Below are 16,084 nucleotides of genomic sequence, written 5' to 3' on the forward strand. Positions count from 1 at the left end.
CGTCGACCGAGCAGTCCCCCGGTGACCAGGGCCGGGGTGTGACCCCCGACGTCACACCCCGGTCCTGTCGTGCGCCTCGGACCCGGGTTCCCCCGAACCAGGGCGAGGCGAGGCCGACCCCCGTCGGACCTCGGGGACAGTGAACGGCATCCCACCCGGTTCCACGAGGGAGGTGGAGGTTCTGTTCACCTCTTCGTGACCACAACGTGACGAAGAGTGCGCCTGGGGGGCCCTCGGACCGTCAAGTGGTACGGAAGTACCGTTTCGTGGCACACTGCTCGCCATGTCCACCCGCACAGGCCTCGCCGACTACCGCAGCGCCCTCACCGCACCCGGTGCGCGCGGTCCGGTGCTGTTCTCGCTGCTCGCCCGGATGCCCATCGCCATGATCGGGCTGGCCATGCTGCTCTACGTCCGCACCACCACCGGCTCCTTCGGCACGGCCGGGCTCGTGTCGGCGGCGGTGCTGCTCGGTGTGGCCTCGGGCTCGGTGGCGCAGGGTCGTGTCATCGACCGTTTCGGACCGACCCGCCCCCTGCTCACGGTGACCGTCGTCTTCGCGGTGTCCGTCGCCGCCGCCGTGGTGGCGGTGCAGCTGGGGGCCGCGACGCCCGTGCTCGTGGTCATCGGTTTCGTGACCGGTCTCAGCGAGCCCGCCGTCGGCGCCGCCTCCCGGTCCACCTGGGGCCGGCTGGTGCCCCCCGGCCCTGTCCGCCAGGCCGCGCTGGCCTACGAGGCCATCAGCATGGAGGTGTTCTTCATCCTCGGACCTGCTCTCGCCGGGGTGCTGCTCTACGCCCCGTGGGCCGGTACCGGCGTGGTCGTGGGGGCTGTGCTCATGGTCATGGGCGGCACCGGGTTCGCCCTCACCGACACCGTGCGCTCGTGGGGTCCTGCTCCGGCGGGCACTGTCCGCTCCCGCGGGCTCGGCGCGCTCGGAACCCCGGGGATGCGCACGCTGGCGGTCGCCGCGCTCGGGTTCGGCGTGGTCATCGGGTTCGTGGAGGTCGGCGTCCCTGCGGTGACGGCGCAAGCCGGCCGTCCTGCGCTCAGCGGGCTCATGCTCAGCCTGTGGTCGATGAGCTCGGTGGCCTTCGGCGTGTTCTACAGCACGCGCCCGTGGCCCCGACCGATGCACCTGCGGCTGCCGTTCCTGCTGGCCGCGTTCGCGCTGCTCGTGCCCCTGCTCGCCGTGCCGTCCAGCCTGTGGGGACTGGCCGTCGCGCTGCTGCTGGTCGGCACCATGATCACTCCCCAGTCCACCGCGCACTCCTCCACGATCGACTCCGCCGCTCCCGCCGGCACGCACACGGAGGCGTTCGGCTGGATCATCACCGCCGTCACCCTCGGGCTGGCGGGCGGGCAGTCCGTCGCGGGACAGCTGGTCGAGCGGGTCGGGACGGACGCGGTGTTCGTCAGCGCAGGCGTGGCGGGTCTGGCCGTGGCCGCCGTGGTGGCCGCCCGACGCGCCACCCTCGTCCAGGCCGAGGCCCCGGCTGCTCCGGCCACGGCCGTGACGGCTCCGGCCGCGGCTCCGGGCGGGGCCCCGCGCTCCCTGGCCCACACGGCCTGAGCCACCCACCCACCGCGTACCGCGGGCGCGATGTCGGCCGGGCCGGGCGGCCGCCGCCTCCCGCGGCCCGCCCACGAGCTGCACACGACCGTGGGCCGCACGCTGGTAGTGCATGACTCAACCACCCGTGCTTGGGTGGGGCCATGCCCGAGAACCCCGTCCAGAACGTCAGCTTCCCCAGCAACGGCAGCACCGCCCACGGCTACCTCGCCGTGCCCGAGAGCGGCAGCGGCCCCGGCGTCATCGTCATCCAGGAGTGGTGGGGCCTGACCACCCACATCGAGGACGTCGCCAACCGACTCGCCGCGGAGGGCTTCGTCGCCCTCGCGCCGGACCTCTACGGCGGCGCCACCACGCACGACTCCGAGGAGGCCGGTGAGCTGATGCAGAAGCTGCCCGTCGAGCAGGCCGCCAAGGACCTGGCCGGCGCCGTCGACTTCCTGCTCGGCCACGAGGCCGTCACCTCGGCGACCGTCGGGGTGGTGGGCTTCTGCATGGGCGGCGGCTTCGTCATCACCATGGCCGCCCAGCTGGGCGACAAGGTGTCCGCGGCCGTGCCCTTCTACGGCATCGTCCAGGGCGAGCCGGACCTCTCCGGGATCACTGCCGTGGTCGAGGGCCACTTCGGCACCGACGACCAGATGATCCCCATGGACGCACTGGCCGCCCTGGAGAAGAAGATCACCGACTCCTCCGGCACCGCGCCCACCTTCCACGTCTACGAGGCGGGCCACGCCTTCTTCAACGACGAGAACCTCATGGGCACCTACGACGCCGACCTCGCGCAGCTAGCCTGGAACCGCACCCTCGCGACCCTGAAGGCGAACGTTCGCTGACGCTCACCCGTGCGTGATTTCTGGACCCAGACGACGAGCTTTCCTGCACAGTCCTGACGCCGCGGCCCGATCACCCCCGTTGGTGGTCGGGCCGCACCCGGAGCACCGGAGGTTGACCGCCATGACCAGACTGCCCGTGCCGCCCTTCACCGCGGAGACCGCCGCGAAGAAGGTGCAGGCCGCCGAGGACGCCTGGAACAGCAGGGATCCCGAGAAGGTCGCGGGGGCCTACACGCCGGACAGCAACTGGCGCAACCGCGACACCTTCCTGCAGGGGCGCGAGGAGATCGTCGCGTTCCTCGGCGCGAAGTGGGTGCGCGAGCAGGACTACGTGCTGCGCAAGAGCCTGTGGGCCTTCACCGACGACCGGATCGCCGTCCGCTTCCAGTACGAGTGGCACGACGGCGACGGCCAGTGGTGGCGCTCGTACGGCAACGAGAACTGGGAGTTCGACGCGGACGGCTACATGACCCGCCGCGAGGCGAGCATCAACGACGTCCCGATCGACGTGGCGGACCGTCGCCTCGGAGTTGCGACGGGCACGGCCGGCGCGACGGGCACGGCCGGCGCAGCGGCGGACGAGCTGCCGCTGCGCTGACTCGCGCGTGAACATCGGGGACAGGTGCCCCGCCGGCGCTCACGAGCTCCGGAGGTGCCTGATCTGCGCCTGCACCGACCACTCGGCGGCGGGCCACAGGGCCGGGTCCACGTCGGCGTAGACGAGCTCGACGACCTGCCGCGCGGTGGCCGCCGTCCCGAGGGTCCCCAGCGCCACCCGCACCTGCTCCAGCCGCTGCTCCCGGTGCACGAGGTACTGCCGCGCCACCACCCCGGCGTCGGGCAGCTCCGGCCCGTGACCGGGCAGGACGGTCGTGCCCGGGGCGAGCTCGGCGAGGCGCTGCAGGGACGCGAGGTAGTCGCCGAGCTCGCCGGTCCGTGGGTCGATCACGGTGGAGCCGCGACCGAGCACGGTGTCCCCGGTGAGCACGCTGCCCGCCTCCCCGTCACCGTCGAGCACCAGGCACACCGAGTCACCGGTGTGCCCGGGGGTGGCGAGCACCCGCAGCTCGACCCCGGCGGCCGCGATGACCGCCCCTTCGGGCAGGCCCTCCGTGCCCAGCCGGAGCCGGGGGTCGACCGCGTGCACCGTCGAGCCGGTGATCTCGGCGAACCGGCGGGCACCCTCGGCGTGGTCGTCGTGGCCGTGGGTGAGCACGGTGGCCACCACGCGCCCGAGCGCCGCCACCCGCTGCAGGTGCGCCTCGTCCCGCGGGCCGGGGTCCACCACCACGCAGTCCTCGTTCCCGGGGGCGCGCAGCACCCACGTGTTGGTGCCCTCCAGGGTCATCACCGAGGGGTTGTCGCACAGCAGCACCGAGGCGCTCGTGGTCACCGCCCGGAGCCGGCCGTGGGCCGGGTGGGTCACGGCAGCTCCAACCGGTCCCCGGGCTGGCCGTCCAGGTGCCCGGCGGCCCCGGGGTAGAGCGGGTCACCGGGCAGCACGACGCGCAGCACGTCGCCGTCCCTGCGCACCCGGGGCACCACGGCGACGATCTCGCGCTCGGCGGCCAGCGCGGAGGTCACGGTGTCGTGCTCGTCGATCTCCATCAGCGTCACCCACGTGGGCGGGAGCAGCCCGCGCAGGCCCGACTGCCAGTCCGCCACGGCCTCGGACGGTGTCTGCCAGCTGACGTCGGACGCCTCGGTGGTCACGCCGTCCGCGATCTGGCCCTCGGGCAGCGCCGCCACGAAGAAGCGGGTGTCGTAGCGGCGGGGCTCCTCGGGCGGGGTGATCCAGTTCGACCACGGACGGACCAGGTCCGCACGCAGGACCAGCTGCTCCCGGGCGAGGAAGTCCGAGAAGCTGAGCTCGCGGGCCACCAGCGCCGCGCGGGCCGGGCCGTACCCGGAGGTGTCGGCGACGACGGTGTCCGCCGTCGGACCGGCCAGCAGCACGCCGCACTCCTCGAAGGTCTCACGCACGGCGGCGCACACCAGCTCCCGCGCCTCGTCCTCGGTGCAGCGAAACCGCTGCGCCCACCAGCTCGGGGGGGGCCCCGCCCAGGCCAGGTCCGCGTCCGCGTCCCGCAGGTCCACCCCGCCACCGGGGAACACGGTCATGCCCCCGGCGAAGGCCATCCCGGCCACCCGGTGCAGCAGGAACACCTCGAGCCCGTGGTCGCCGTCGCGCAGCAGGGCGATCGTGGATGCGTCCCGTGGCTCCACCGGCACCTCGGGTGGGTCACCCGGCATCATGTGCGGCGGCAGGACCATCTCCTCGGGCAGCCTCATCATGATCCGCACCCTACGACCGGGAGGTCCGACCACGTCCACGCCACCCACGTCCACGCCACCCTCGGGGCATGCCCGCGGGAGGCGCAGCGGACGTGGTCCTCAGGCCACCTCGACGACGAGCTCCACCTCGACGGGCGCACCCAGCGGCAGCTCGGCCACGCCCACGGCCGAGCGTGCGTGCACCCCCGCCTCGCCGAACACCTCGCCCAGCAGCTCGGACGCGCCGTTCACCACGCCCGGCTGGCCGGTGAAGCCCTCGGCCGAGGCCACGAAGCCCACGACCTTCACCACGCGCACCACGCTGTCGATCCCCACCAGGGCGTGCACCGCGGCGAGGGCGTTCAGGGCGCACGTGCGGGCCAGCTCCGCGCCCTGCTCGGCCGAGACCTCCGCCCCCAGCTTGCCGGTGGCCGCGAGCGCGCCGTCGACGAAGGGCAGCTGCCCGGAGGTGAGCACCTGCGCACCGGAGCGCACCGCGGGGACGTACGCGGCGACGGGCGCGGCCACCGGCGGCAAGGTGATGCCGAGCTCGGTCAGCCGCTCGCTCCAGGTGGTCATCCCTTGGGGCGCTTGAGGTAGGCGACGTGCTGCTCGCCGGTGGGTCCGGGCAGGACGGCGACGAGCTCCCAGCCGTCGGCACCCCACTGGTCGAGGATCTGCTTGGTCGCGTGCGTCAGCAGCGGCACGGTGGCGTACTCCCAGGTGGTCATGACACACGAGCGTAGTGGCCCCCGCCACCCTGACCGCGGTGTGCCCGGCGCCGGCCCCCCGGCCCGCCTAGGCTCGCCGCGTGCCTGACTCCTCCCCCGCATGGCCGGCCGCGGCGCGCGACGCCCGGCTGCACTGGGTCTCCGGCAAGGGCGGCACCGGCAAGTCGACCGTGGCCGCCGCCCTCGCCCTGGCCCTGGCCCGGGACGGACGAACCGTGCTGCTGGTGGAGGTCGAGGGCCGCCAGGGCATCGCGCAGATGTTCGACCGGCCGCCCCTGCCGCACTCCGAGGAGACGGTCGCCGTCACCGAGGGTGGTGGCGAGGTGCGGGCCCTGGCCATCGACGTGGAGACGGCGCTGCTGGAGTACCTGGACATGTTCTACAACCTCGGCTTCGCGGGACGCGCGATGCGCCGGGTGGGCGCCATCGAGTTCGCCACCACCCTCGCGCCGGGCCTGCGCGACGTCCTGCTCACCGGCAAGGTCAAGGAGTGCGTGGTGCGCACCGAGCGGGACGGCCGCCGCACCTACGACGCGGTGGTCGTCGACGCGCCGCCCACCGGGCGCATCGTCAACTTCCTCGACGTCACCCGGGCCATGGCCGACCTGGCCGGCGGCGGTCCGATCCGCTCCCAGAGCGAGGGCGTCATCAGCCTGCTGCACAGCGAGGACAGCATCGTGCACCTGGTGACCCTGCTGGAGGAGCTGCCCGTGCAGGAGACCCTCGACGCGGTGGACGAGCTCTCCGCGGCGGACCTGCGCACCGGGGCCGTGGTGGTCAACCGGGTCGAGCCGCAGCTGCTGCCGGCCCGCTCGATCGCCCCGGCCGCCCAGGGCAAGGTGGACGTCGCACGGCTGCGGGAGGGCTTCGCCATGGCCGGGCTGGAGCTGGCGGAGGACGAGCTGGCCGGGCTGGTCACCGAGACGGTGCAGCACGCCGCCCGGGTGGGCACGCAGCGCGCCAGCCGGGAGCGGCTGCTGGGTGCCGGGGTGGGCACCGTGGAGCTTCCGCAGCTGCGCGACGGGGTGGACCTCGGTGCGCTCTACGAGCTGGCCGGCGTCCTCGGCGAGCAGGGTGCCCGGTGACCACCCCCCGCCTCGACGTGGCCGCCCTGCTGGCCGACCCCACCACGACCGTGGTGGTCTGCTGCGGTGCGGGCGGGGTCGGCAAGACGACCACCGCGGCGGCCCTGGCCCTGCGCGCTGCCGAGCAGGGACGGCGCACGGTGGTGCTCACGATCGACCCGGCCCGGCGCCTCGCGCAGGCCCTGGGCGTGCAGGACCTCACCAACACCCCGCAGCCGGTGGACCTCGGCAACGGTGCCGACGGGGAGCGCGCGACCGGTGAGCTGCACGCGATGATGCTGGACATGCGTCGGACCTTCGACGACATGGTGCTCGAGCACGCCGACCCCGAGCGGGCGGAGGCGATCTTCGCCAACCCCTTCTACCAGACCATCGCGACGTCCTTCTCGGGCACGCAGGAGTACATGGCCATGGAAAAGCTCGGCCAGCTCGCGGCCTCGGGCGAGTGGGACCTGGTGGTGGTGGACACCCCGCCCAGCCGGAACGCCCTGGACTTCCTCGACGCCCCGCAGCGCCTGGCCAGCTTCCTCGACGGACGGATGATCCGACTGCTGTCGGCGCCGGCCCGTGCCGGCGGGCGGGGGCTGCGCAAGGTGGTCGGCGGCGCGGTGGGCCTGGCCGCGAAGGCCGTCTCCACCATCCTCGGCGGGCAGATGCTGCAGGACGCGTCGGCGTTCGTGCAGGCCTTCGACACCATGTTCGGCAGCTTCCGGGAGCGTTCCCGCACCACGTACGAGCTGCTCCGCCGACCCGGCACCCACTTCGTCGTGGTGTCGGCACCGGAGCCCGACGCGCTGCGCGAGGCCGCCTACTTCGTCGAGCGGCTCTCCACCGAGGGCATGCCGCTGGCCGGGCTGGTGCTCAACCGCACCCACCCACCACTGGCCGAGCTCTCGGCCGCACGCGCGACCGCCGCCGCCGAGCTGCTCGAGGAGGACGGTTCGGCACCCCTGGCCGCAGCCGTGCTGCGCGTGCACGCCGAGCGCGCCGTCACCGCCGAGCGCGAGGTGGCGCTGCTCGCGCACTTCACCGGTCGCCACCCCGGCGTGGCGCTGGTCGGTGTTCCCGCCCTGCCGTTCGAGGTGGCCGACCTCGAGGCGCTGCGGGCGGTGGGCGACCAGCTCACCGGCACGACCTGAGGGCTGCCACGGGGACGCACCGTGACGACGCAGCAGCGCCGGCCGCCTCCCCTCAGCTCGCGCGCGCGTCCCGACCGAGGTCGGCACGCACGGCCTTCAGGTGCTCGCCCCACGAGGTGACGTCGGGCCGGGTGCGCAGCAGCGCGCGGCGCTCCCGCTCGGTGAGCCCGCCCCACACCCCGAAGGCCACGCGGTGGTCCAGCGCGTCCGCGAGGCACTCCATCTGCACCGGGCAGTGCCGGCAGATGACGGTGGCCGCACGCTGCGCGGCCCCCTGGACGAACAGGCGCTCCGGATCGACCCCCCGGCACGCCGCCCGCGCCACCCACGCCTCGCGGGCCACGTCGGCCTCGCTCCTGCACTCCTGCCGTCCGGGCAGCACCCGGACCCCACCGTCGACCACGTCGCTCCCCCTGAGCTCGTCCGAACCTCGGCGGGGTGTGCCACAGCGCGACCCACCCCTCGTCCCACTCGTGGACGTGCCGGCCTCCCGCCGACCCGACCACTGGGACGTCGCCGAACTGTAGGAGGTTCCCCTGGTGTTGCCAACACCTCACGGTCAGTGACGCACGGTCACCACCAGGTCGTGACCTCACCGGAGTGACGGCCTGCTTGCGTACCCTGTGCCCCGTGACTGCTGTGCGAGCTCTTGTGAAGATGCTGGGCGTCTGCGTGCTGGCGGGCGTGCTCGTGGCCGGGGTCCTGTTCCCGGCCGTCGGCGGGCTCGGCCTGCTCTCCAACCAGGCCAGCGCGACGGTCGACAGCGTCTCGTCCGAGATCGGCACGGGCCTGGTCCCGCAGACCACGGTGATGCTGGACAAGAACGGCGGCACCATCGCCACGCTGTGGGGCGACCAGCGGCGCACCGTCGTCACCGGCGACCAGATCTCCACGGCCATGAAGGCGGCCATCGTCTCCATCGAGGACAAGCGGTTCTACGAGCACGCCGGGGTCGACTACCGCGGAACGGCCCGTGCGTTCCTCAGCAACGCGAGCGGGAACGCCACGCAGGGTGCCTCCACCCTCACCCAGCAGTACGTCAAGAACTACCTGCTGCTGGTGCTGGCGACGACCGACGCCGAGCGACGCCAGGCCACCGAGACGACCCCGGCCCGCAAGCTGCGCGAGATCCGCATCGCCCTGGCGGTGGACAAGGAGCTGGGCAAGGACGAGATCCTGACCCGGTACCTGAACCTGGTGCCCTTCGGCAACGGCGCCTACGGCATCCAGGCCGCGGCGCAGACGTACTTCGGCATCAACGCCGTCGACCTCACCGTCCCCCAGTCGGCCATGCTCGCCGGGATGGTGCAGTCCAGCTCCGCGCTGAACCCCTACACCAACGTGCAGGGCGTCACCGACCGCCGCAACACCGTGCTGGACACGATGCGGGACAACGCCATCATCACCGCCTCCGACGCGGACACCTTGAAGGCCACCCCGCTCGGGGTGCTGGCGGACCCCGGCTCGCCCACCAACGGTTGCCTGGGGGCCGGGGACAGCGGCTTCTTCTGCGACTACGCCCTGTCCTACCTCAACGGTCTCAACCTGAAGAAGGCTGACCTCGGCCGGGGCGGGTACGTCATCCGGACGACCCTCGACCCCGTGGTCCAGGCCTCGGTCAAGTCGGCCGTGAACGTCGACGTCCCCGCCGACCGGCCGAACGTGGCCAACGTCATGGACGTGGTGCAGCCGGGCCAGGACAAGCACCGCGTGGTGGCCATGGCGAGCAGCCGCACCTACGGCTTCACCGCGAACACCGCGCAGACCGTGCAGCCCATGACCTACACACCCGTCGGGGACGGCGCGGGGTCGGTGTTCAAGGTGTTCACCACCGCCGCCGCCATGGAGCAGGGCATGGGCACCAACGCGGTGCTGCAGACGCCCAACCGCATCGAGGTCAAGGGCTTCGGCGTCGGCGGCGCGGAAGGGTGCCCGGCCGACTCGTACTGCGTGCAGAACTACAACGGCAACTACAAGCCCTCGTACTCCATCACCGACGCCCTGGCCCAGTCACCGAACACCGGATTCGTGGACCTCATCACCAAGGTCGGCGTCACCCCCACCGTCGACATGGCCGTCAAGCTGGGCATGCGCTCGCTCGCGACGCCGGCCTCCGCCCCCATCGAGGCGAACCCCCAGCGCAGCGTCGCCGACAAGGTGAAGGCGGAGAACTCCGCCTCCTTCACCCTGGGCGTGAACCAGGTCAACATGGTCGAGCTGTCCAACGTGGGCGCCACGCTCGCCTCCAGCGGGATGTGGTGCCCACCGAGCCCGATCGAGTCGGTGACCGAGTCCACCGGCGCCCCGGTGGACATCGGCGAGCAAGCCTGCGCCCAGGTGGTCGCCCCGGGCCTGGCCAACACCCTCACCGTGGCCTTGAGCCAGGACGACGTCAACGGGACATCGGCGAACGCCGCCCGGCAGGTGGGCTGGGGCTACCCGACCAGCGGCAAGACCGGGACGACCAACGGGTACAAGTCGGCGGCGTTCCTGGGCTTCACCAACACCCTGGCCGGCGCGAACATCGTCTTCGACGACTCCCCAGCGCCCAAGGGCATCCGGGTGGCCGGATTCAGCCCCAGCAGCTGCGGCAACCTCGAGTGCGGCAACATCACCGGGGGCACCACACCGGCCCACACCTTCTACACGGCACTCAAGCCGGTGATCGACGCCTACGGACCCGTGGCCCTGCCGCCCACGGACCCGGCCTTCGTGAACGGCTCCAGCACGGGCAACGTGCCGAGCGTGGTGGGCCAGGACGTCACGGAGGCCACCGCCGCCCTGCAGGCGCTGAAGTTCCAGGTCCGCCAGTCCACGGTGACCAGCGGTGCTGCCCGCGGCACGGTCCTCCGGCAGAGCGTCACCGGCGCCAGCGTCCCGGGGGCGACGGTCACCCTGTACGCCAGCTCGGGCCGCTCCCCGGTCGTCCAGAACCCGGCACCCACCGCCGACCCGCCCGTTCAGCCGGCTCCCGTGGACCCGAACGCGCCGCCCGGGCAGGGCGGTGACGCACCACCCGGGCCGGGTGGCGCGGGACCGCCCGGGCAGCAGAACCCGAACGCACCGCCCGCCTGATCCCGCACCGCCGACGGGCCCCGCACCAGCTCGGTGCGGGGCCCGTCTCCGTGCGTGCCTCCTGGTGTGCCGGGCTCAGCCCTGCAGCTGGGCCTTGACCGCCGCCGACACCCGCGAGCCGTCGGCACGTCCCGCGGCGGCCGCGGCGGCCAGCTTCATCACCTGACCCATCTGGCGCATGCCCGGGGTCTGCCCGGTCTCCGCGGTCACCTGCGCGAGCGCCGCGGCAGCGAGCGCGGTCACCTCGTCGTCGCTGAGCTGGGCGGGCAGGTAGGCATCCAGCACCTCACCCTCGGCCCGCTCCTTGGCCGCCAGCTCCTCGCGACCCGCTCCGGCGAACGCCTCGGCCGCCTCCGCGCGCTTCTTGGCCTCCTTGGCCAGCACCTTCAGGACCTCGTCGTCGGACAGCTCCCGGGCCGTGGTGCCCGCGACCTCCTCGGTCTGCACGGCGGAGAGCGCCAGCCGCAGGGTGGAGACGACGAGCACGTCCTTCGCACGCATCGCCGCGGTGAGGTCGGTCTTGATCCGTGCCTTGAGCTCTGCCATGGCTCCAGACGCTACGCGGGGCCCGCAACCAGGTTCGGCTCGTACGCTGGAGGCGTGCCTGCTGCCCCGACACCTGCCCGCCGCCTGCCCGCGCACCCCCTGGCTCGCGCCGCCCTCGCGGTGGCTGCCACCGGGGTGGCCGGCGTGGGCTACGCCGCGGGCATCGAGCGCAACGCGTTCGCCCTGCGCGAGGTCACGCTGGCGGTGCTCGCGCCCGGGTCGTCGTCGATCAAGGTCCTGCACGTCTCCGACCTGCACATGACCCCGGGCCAGCGCCGCAAGCAGCAGTGGGTGCGCGAGCTCGACCGGCTGGACCCGGACCTGGTGGTCAACACCGGGGACAACCTGGCGCACCGGCGGGCGGTGCCGTCCGTGGTGCAGGCGCTGGACCCGCTGCTGGCCCGCCCCGGACTGTTCGTCTTCGGCAGCAACGACTACTTCGCGCCGACGCCCAAGAACCCCGCGCACTACCTCACAGCCAGGCACACGAGGGTGCACGGCGTGCCGCTGCCCTGGGCCGACCTGCGCGCCGCGTTCAGCGAGCGGGGCTGGCTCGACGCCACCCACACCCGGCACCGCCTCGAGGTCGGCGGGGTGCGCATCGCCGTGATCGGCGTGGACGACCCGCACCTGCAGCGCGAGCGGATGGCCACCGTGGCGGGAGCCGCTCCGGAGGACGCCGAGCTGCGCCTCGCGCTCACCCACTCCCCCGAGCCCCGGGTCCTCGACGTGTTCGCCGCCGACGGGTACGACCTGGTGCTCGCCGGGCACACCCACGGCGGCCAGCTCTGCATCCCGCTGCTCGGTGCCGTCGTCACCAACTGTGAGCTCGACCGCAGCCGGGCCAAGGGTCCCTCCCGCTGGGGTGCGCACACCTGGCTGCACGTCTCCGCCGGGCTCGGGACGTCCCCCTACGCGCCGGTGCGGTTCGCCTGTCGACCGGAGGCGAGCCTGCTGACCCTGGTGGCGGCGCCAGCCGGGTCCCGGCCCGCCCCGGTGGTGGTGGGCGAGCGGGGGATCCCGGTCGGCGGCGGGTCCGGCGTCGGGTAGAGTTCGGCTCGCTGCACCGGGGTGTGGCGCAGCTTGGTAGCGCGCTTCGTTCGGGACGAAGAGGCCGTGGGTTCAAATCCCGCCACCCCGACCACCGCCCTCCCGGAGGGCACCGAAGGCCGCAACGGAGCGCCGTTGCGGCCTTCAGCACGAGGAGGCCAGCGTGTCGCAGTCCGCCCTGGTCGTCCGCGACGTCGGGTGGGACCACCCCGACGCCGTGTCGCTGCGGGAGCGGATGGGTGTGGAGATGGCGGCGGTCTACGCCGACCGCGACCTGCCGGCCGGTCCGCTCGGCGTGGACGACGAGACCGTGGTGTGGACGGGTCTGGCCCTGACCGGTGACGGGTCGGCGGCCGGTCACGCCGCCCTGCGCACCCTGGACGCCGCCGTCGAGCTCAAGCGGATGTACGTCGACCCCGCGCACCGGGGGATCGGGGTCGCGCAGGCGCTGCTGGAGGCCGCCCACGCAGCGGCGCGCCGGCTCGGTCACCGCCGGGTGCTGCTGCAGACCGGGGACCGCCAGCCCGGTGCCGTCCGCGTCTACGAGCGCGCCGGGTACCACCGGGTGCCGATCTTCGCGCCGTACGAGCCGATCACGTTCTCCATCTGCATGGAGCTGGTGCTGCCGGCCTGACACCGGACCGGCTGGCAGGATCGTCCCGTGCACCCCGCCGCCGCGACCCCTGCCCACCTCTTCGACGACCCCGCGGCCGAGGCGCGCTGGCGAGCCCGCTTCACCGCCGCCCGGATCTCGCTGCCCGACTGGGCCCTGCACGCCCCGGACCGCTCCGTCTTCGTCTCCAACGCCTCGGGCACCTACGAGGTGTACACGTGGGACCGCTCCACCGACGTCCGCCGCCAGGTCACCGACCGGCCGTCCGGCACGCACGACGTCGCGCTGAGCCCGGACGGCGAGCACGTGTGGTGGTTCGACGACGCCGACGGCGACGAGTTCGGCGTGTGGGTGCGCGAGCCGTTCTCCGGGCGACCCGACGGGTGGGAGCCCGTCTCGGCCGTGCCCGGCGTGCACCCCGGCTACCCCGCCGGCCTGGAGCTGGGCACCCGCGTCACCGTCGTCGGAGCCTCCACCGACGACCGGACGACCATCTGGACGCGCGTCGGCGACGCGGACGCGCTCGAGGTCTACTCGCACTCCGAGCACGCCGGGGTCGGTGCGCTCTCCCGCGACGAGACGCTGCTGGCCATCAGCCACTCCGAGCACGGTGACTCCCGGCACGCCTCGCTGCGGGTGTTCCGACTCGCGGAGGACGGCACCGTGGCCGAGACCGTGGGCGAGCTGCACGACGGGCCGGGCAAGGGCCTCGAGCCGCTGGAGTTCTCCCCCGTCGAGGGTGACGGACGGCTGCTCGTGGTGCACGAGCGGCGCGGGCGCGAGGAGCTGCTGCTCTGGGACGTGAGCTCCGGCGAGCAGACCGAGCTCGTGCTGGACCTCCCCGGCGAGCTCGGCGCCGAGTTCCACACCGACGGCAGGGCCCTGCTGGTCGAGCACACCCACGCCGGGCGCAGCACCCTGCACCACTACGACCTGGCCACGGCCACGCTGACCCCGCTCGACACCCCGGCGGGCACGGTGTCCGGCGCCGGCACCCGCCCGGACGGCACCGTGGAGTACGCGTGGTCGAGCTCGGAGCAGCCCTCCGCCGTGCGTGCCCGGTTCCCCGACGGCACCGACGACGTGCTGCTCACCCCGCCCGGCGCCGAGCCTGCCCCCGCCTCCCAGCCGCTGGCCGACCACTGGGTGGGGGACGTGCACGCGCTGGTCGCCCGGCCGGCGGACGCGCCCGACGGTCCGCTGCCGACGGTGTTCAGCCTGCACGGCGGGCCGCACGCCGCCGACGAGGACCGCTACTCCGCCATGCGGGCCACCTGGCTCGACGCCGGGTTCGCGGTGGTGCACGTGAACTACCGCGGGTCCACCGGCTACGGGAGCGCGTGGCGTGACGCCATCGAGGGCCGCCCGGGGCTCACCGAGCTCGAGGACGTCGCGGCCGTGCACGACTGGGCGGTGACCTCCGGCCTCGCCGACCCGGCACGGTGCGTGGTGGAGGGGTGGAGCTGGGGCGGGTACCTCACGCTGCTGGCCCTGGGCACCCAGCCGCAGCGCTGGGCCGCCGGGGTGGCCGGGGTCCCCGTGGCCGACTACGTCGCCGCGTTCGAGGACGAGATGGAGCCGCTGCGGGCCTACGACCGCGCCCTGTTCGGCGGCTCCCCGGACGACCTGCCGGAGCTGTACCGCGAGTGCTCCCCGCTGACCTACGTGGAGCAGGTGCGCGCGCCGGTGCTGCTGCTGGCCGGGGAGAACGACCCGCGCTGCCCCATCCGCCAGGTGGACAGCTACCTCGATGCGCTCGCCGCCCGGGGCGCGAGCTACGAGGTGGTCCGCTACGACGCCGGGCACGGGTCGCTCGTGGTGTCCCAGATGATCGACCACGTGGCGACCGAGGTCGACTTCGCCCGCCGTGCGCTGCTCCTGGCCGCCCGGGCCTGACCACCCCGTCCCACCCACCACCCACACCGCCAAGTGCGGGCTACGGGCGCTCATTCGCCCACGAATGGCGACCAGTAGCCCGCACTTGGCGGAAGAGGGCGGGTCAGACGGTGGTGGAGAGCGCCACGTCGATGTTGCCGCGGGTGGCGTTGGAGTACGGGCACACCTGGTGGGCCTTGGCCACGAGGTCGTCGGCCTGCTCCTGGGTGAGACCGGGCAGGTGTGCGACCAGCGCGACGGTGAGCCCGTAGCCCCCGGCGCCGTTGGAGCCGATGCCGACGCTGGCGTCGATGGTGGTGTCCTCCCCCAGCGCGACCTTCTCCTTGCCGGCGACGATCTTCAGCGCGCTGTGGAAGCACGCGGCGTACCCGGCGGCGAACAGCTGCTCCGGGTTGGTCGCGCCGCCCGGACCACCCATCTCCTTCGGGATGGCGACGTCGGTGTCGACGAGACCGTCGGAGGAGGCGACATGGCCGTTGCGGCCGTCCCCGGTGGCCACGGCGTGCGCGGTGTAGAGGGTCTCGATGCTCATGGGCTTCTCCTGCGGCTCGACGGTGGGTACGTCCGTCCAACGCACCTGCCCGAGGTCGTGTTCCGCCCCCGCCCGAGCCGTCCTCAGCCGGCGAGACCCGCCAGCGCGTCGGAGATCGACTGCCCGCCGGAGGTGAGGTCGAAGGCGAGCCGCTCGGTGGCGGGCACGGCGAGGCACGCCACGCAGACCGCGGCGACGTCGGCCCGGCTGATCCGCCCGCTGCCCAGCTGCCGTCCCGCCGCGACCTGACCGGTGGCCTGGTCGTCCAGCAGCCCACCAGGCCGCACGATCGTCCACACCAGACCAGAGCCAGCCAGCGCCGCGTCGGAGACGGCCTTCGCGCGCAGCACGTCCCGGAGGAACTCGGGCCCCTCGTCGGGCCGGTCGGCGTACATGGAGCTGACCTGGACCACGCGCGGCACGCCGACGGCGCCAGCGGCCGCCACCAGGGCGAGGGTCGCGACCCGGTCCACGGCGTCGGACGCGCCCGGGCGGGGATCGGAGGCGGCCGCGGTGTGCACGAGCCCGTCGCAGCCGGCCAGCCAGGCGGACGGGTCGTCGGTGGTCAGGTCGCTCAGCACGACCTCCGCACCCCGCGCGCGCAGCGGCGCCCCCTTCTCCTCGGAGCGGACCACCGCCCGCACGGTGTGACCGGCCTGCAGGAGCTCGGTGACGACGTGGTTCCCGGTGCGCCCGGAGGCGCCGGTGACGGCGATCAGCATGGCTCCATCGTG

The 16,084-nt window shown here is 73.6% G+C and carries 17 protein-coding genes and 1 tRNA gene; 10 read left to right on the forward strand and 8 right to left on the reverse strand.

What is annotated here, in order from left to right:
- Positions 1 to 283: 283 nt before the first annotated feature.
- The 3 genes from RHODO2019_RS15260 (at position 284) to RHODO2019_RS15270 (ending at position 3,007) form a co-directional block, all read left to right on the forward strand.
- Positions 284 to 1,573 (forward strand): MFS transporter, encoded by a 1,290-nt coding sequence (locus RHODO2019_RS15260; protein ID WP_265382585.1) that lies wholly within the window; start codon positions 284 to 286, stop codon positions 1,571 to 1,573.
- A 143-nt stretch (positions 1,574 to 1,716) separates the two neighbouring features.
- Positions 1,717 to 2,409, forward strand: coding sequence for a dienelactone hydrolase family protein (locus RHODO2019_RS15265; RefSeq protein ID WP_265382586.1), 693 nt, complete (start codon positions 1,717 to 1,719; stop codon positions 2,407 to 2,409).
- 121 nt (positions 2,410 to 2,530) lie between these two features.
- Positions 2,531 to 3,007 (forward strand): nuclear transport factor 2 family protein, encoded by a 477-nt coding sequence (locus RHODO2019_RS15270; RefSeq protein ID WP_265382587.1) that lies wholly within the window; start codon positions 2,531 to 2,533, stop codon positions 3,005 to 3,007.
- Between the two features lie 39 nt (positions 3,008 to 3,046).
- Here RHODO2019_RS15270 and RHODO2019_RS15275 read toward each other — a convergent pair whose 3' ends face one another.
- The 4 genes from RHODO2019_RS15275 to sp36 all read right to left on the reverse strand — a co-directional run bounded on the left by RHODO2019_RS15275 (position 3,047) and on the right by sp36 (position 5,414).
- The gene (locus RHODO2019_RS15275; protein ID WP_265382588.1) at positions 3,047 to 3,835 is read right to left on the reverse strand and encodes an MBL fold metallo-hydrolase; all 789 of its coding nucleotides are present in this window, start codon (positions 3,833 to 3,835) and stop codon (positions 3,047 to 3,049) included.
- Complete coding sequence (locus RHODO2019_RS15280) at positions 3,832 to 4,683, reverse strand: NUDIX hydrolase (RefSeq protein ID WP_435532233.1); 852 nt, start codon at positions 4,681 to 4,683, stop codon at positions 3,832 to 3,834. Before RHODO2019_RS15280 ends, RHODO2019_RS15275 begins: the two co-directional genes overlap by 4 nt.
- A 120-nt stretch (positions 4,684 to 4,803) precedes the next feature.
- A complete protein-coding gene (locus RHODO2019_RS15285) occupies positions 4,804 to 5,262 on the reverse strand; it encodes a RidA family protein (RefSeq protein ID WP_265382589.1) in 459 nt (152 codons plus the stop codon).
- On the reverse strand, positions 5,259 to 5,414 hold the full coding sequence (sp36, locus tag RHODO2019_RS15290) for a Sp36 family protein (protein ID WP_265382590.1): 156 nt from the start codon (positions 5,412 to 5,414) through the stop codon (positions 5,259 to 5,261). The genes RHODO2019_RS15285 and sp36 overlap by 4 nt, the downstream gene beginning before the upstream one ends.
- A gap of 80 nt (positions 5,415 to 5,494) precedes the next feature.
- Here sp36 and bagA point away from each other — a divergent pair, with 80 nt between their 5' ends.
- Complete coding sequence (gene bagA / locus RHODO2019_RS15295) at positions 5,495 to 6,499, forward strand: ATPase BagA (RefSeq protein WP_265382591.1); 1,005 nt, start codon at positions 5,495 to 5,497, stop codon at positions 6,497 to 6,499.
- Entirely contained in the window at positions 6,496 to 7,638 is a 1,143-nt protein-coding gene (gene bagB, locus RHODO2019_RS15300) for an ATPase BagB (protein ID WP_265382592.1), read from the forward strand. The genes bagA and bagB overlap by 4 nt, the downstream gene beginning before the upstream one ends.
- Positions 7,639 to 7,690: 52 nt before the next feature.
- Here the strand turns inward: bagB and RHODO2019_RS15305 are convergent, their stop codons facing one another.
- Positions 7,691 to 8,017 carry a WhiB family transcriptional regulator gene (locus RHODO2019_RS15305; protein WP_290428904.1) on the reverse strand — a complete coding sequence of 109 codons (327 nt, stop codon included), beginning with the start codon at positions 8,015 to 8,017 and terminating at the stop codon, positions 7,691 to 7,693.
- A gap of 278 nt (positions 8,018 to 8,295) precedes the next feature.
- Between RHODO2019_RS15305 and RHODO2019_RS15310 the strand changes: the two genes are divergently transcribed.
- Entirely contained in the window at positions 8,296 to 10,713 is a 2,418-nt protein-coding gene (locus tag RHODO2019_RS15310) for a transglycosylase domain-containing protein (protein ID WP_435532234.1), read from the forward strand.
- Positions 10,714 to 10,788: 75 nt separating this feature from the next.
- Here RHODO2019_RS15310 and RHODO2019_RS15315 read toward each other — a convergent pair whose 3' ends face one another.
- Positions 10,789 to 11,259 (reverse strand): GatB/YqeY domain-containing protein, encoded by a 471-nt coding sequence (locus RHODO2019_RS15315; protein ID WP_265382594.1) that lies wholly within the window; start codon positions 11,257 to 11,259, stop codon positions 10,789 to 10,791.
- 84 nt (positions 11,260 to 11,343) lie between these two features.
- Between RHODO2019_RS15315 and RHODO2019_RS15320 the strand changes: the two genes are divergently transcribed.
- The 4 genes from RHODO2019_RS15320 (at position 11,344) to RHODO2019_RS15335 (ending at position 14,818) form a co-directional block, all read left to right on the forward strand.
- A complete protein-coding gene (locus RHODO2019_RS15320) occupies positions 11,344 to 12,309 on the forward strand; it encodes a metallophosphoesterase (protein ID WP_265384813.1) in 966 nt (321 codons plus the stop codon).
- A 17-nt stretch (positions 12,310 to 12,326) separates the two neighbouring features.
- Positions 12,327 to 12,403: transfer RNA gene (locus RHODO2019_RS15325), tRNA-Pro, on the forward strand.
- A gap of 69 nt (positions 12,404 to 12,472) precedes the next feature.
- The gene (locus RHODO2019_RS15330; RefSeq protein WP_265382595.1) at positions 12,473 to 12,943 is read left to right on the forward strand and encodes a GNAT family N-acetyltransferase; all 471 of its coding nucleotides are present in this window, start codon (positions 12,473 to 12,475) and stop codon (positions 12,941 to 12,943) included.
- A gap of 27 nt (positions 12,944 to 12,970) precedes the next feature.
- Positions 12,971 to 14,818: a S9 family peptidase gene (locus RHODO2019_RS15335; RefSeq protein WP_265382596.1), complete on the forward strand. Its 1,848-nt coding sequence runs from the start codon at positions 12,971 to 12,973 to the stop codon at positions 14,816 to 14,818.
- Between the two features lie 103 nt (positions 14,819 to 14,921).
- On the opposite strand, the gene RHODO2019_RS15340 is transcribed toward RHODO2019_RS15335, so the two are convergent.
- Positions 14,922 to 15,344, reverse strand: a complete 423-nt coding sequence (locus RHODO2019_RS15340) for an organic hydroperoxide resistance protein (protein WP_290428905.1) — start codon at positions 15,342 to 15,344, stop codon at positions 14,922 to 14,924.
- Between the two features lie 89 nt (positions 15,345 to 15,433).
- Positions 15,434 to 16,072, reverse strand: a complete 639-nt coding sequence (locus RHODO2019_RS15345; protein WP_265382598.1) for an SDR family oxidoreductase — start codon at positions 16,070 to 16,072, stop codon at positions 15,434 to 15,436.
- Between the last annotated feature and the right edge of the window lie 12 nt (positions 16,073 to 16,084).

It is taken from the genome of Rhodococcus antarcticus (genome assembly GCF_026153295.1).
GTDB classification, from domain to species: Bacteria; Actinomycetota; Actinomycetes; order Mycobacteriales; family Mycobacteriaceae; genus Rhodococcus_D; species Rhodococcus_D antarcticus.

Coding starts and splice junctions, on each gene's coding strand:
- RHODO2019_RS15345 (WP_265382598.1), bottom strand. CDS start 16,072: ATGCTGATCGCCGTCACCGGCGCCTCCGGGCGCACCGGGAACCACGTC.
- RHODO2019_RS15285 (WP_265382589.1), bottom strand. CDS start 5,262: ATGACCACCTGGAGCGAGCGGCTGACCGAGCTCGGCATCACCTTGCCG.
- sp36 (WP_265382590.1), bottom strand. CDS start 5,414: ATGACCACCTGGGAGTACGCCACCGTGCCGCTGCTGACGCACGCGACC.
- RHODO2019_RS15265 (WP_265382586.1), top strand. CDS start 1,717: ATGCCCGAGAACCCCGTCCAGAACGTCAGCTTCCCCAGCAACGGCAGC.
- RHODO2019_RS15270 (WP_265382587.1), top strand. CDS start 2,531: ATGACCAGACTGCCCGTGCCGCCCTTCACCGCGGAGACCGCCGCGAAG.
- RHODO2019_RS15280 (WP_435532233.1), bottom strand. CDS start 4,683: ATGGTCCTGCCGCCGCACATGATGCCGGGTGACCCACCCGAGGTGCCG.
- RHODO2019_RS15315 (WP_265382594.1), bottom strand. CDS start 11,259: ATGGCAGAGCTCAAGGCACGGATCAAGACCGACCTCACCGCGGCGATG.
- RHODO2019_RS15260 (WP_265382585.1), top strand. CDS start 284: ATGTCCACCCGCACAGGCCTCGCCGACTACCGCAGCGCCCTCACCGCA.
- RHODO2019_RS15310 (WP_435532234.1), top strand. CDS start 8,296: ATGCTGGGCGTCTGCGTGCTGGCGGGCGTGCTCGTGGCCGGGGTCCTG.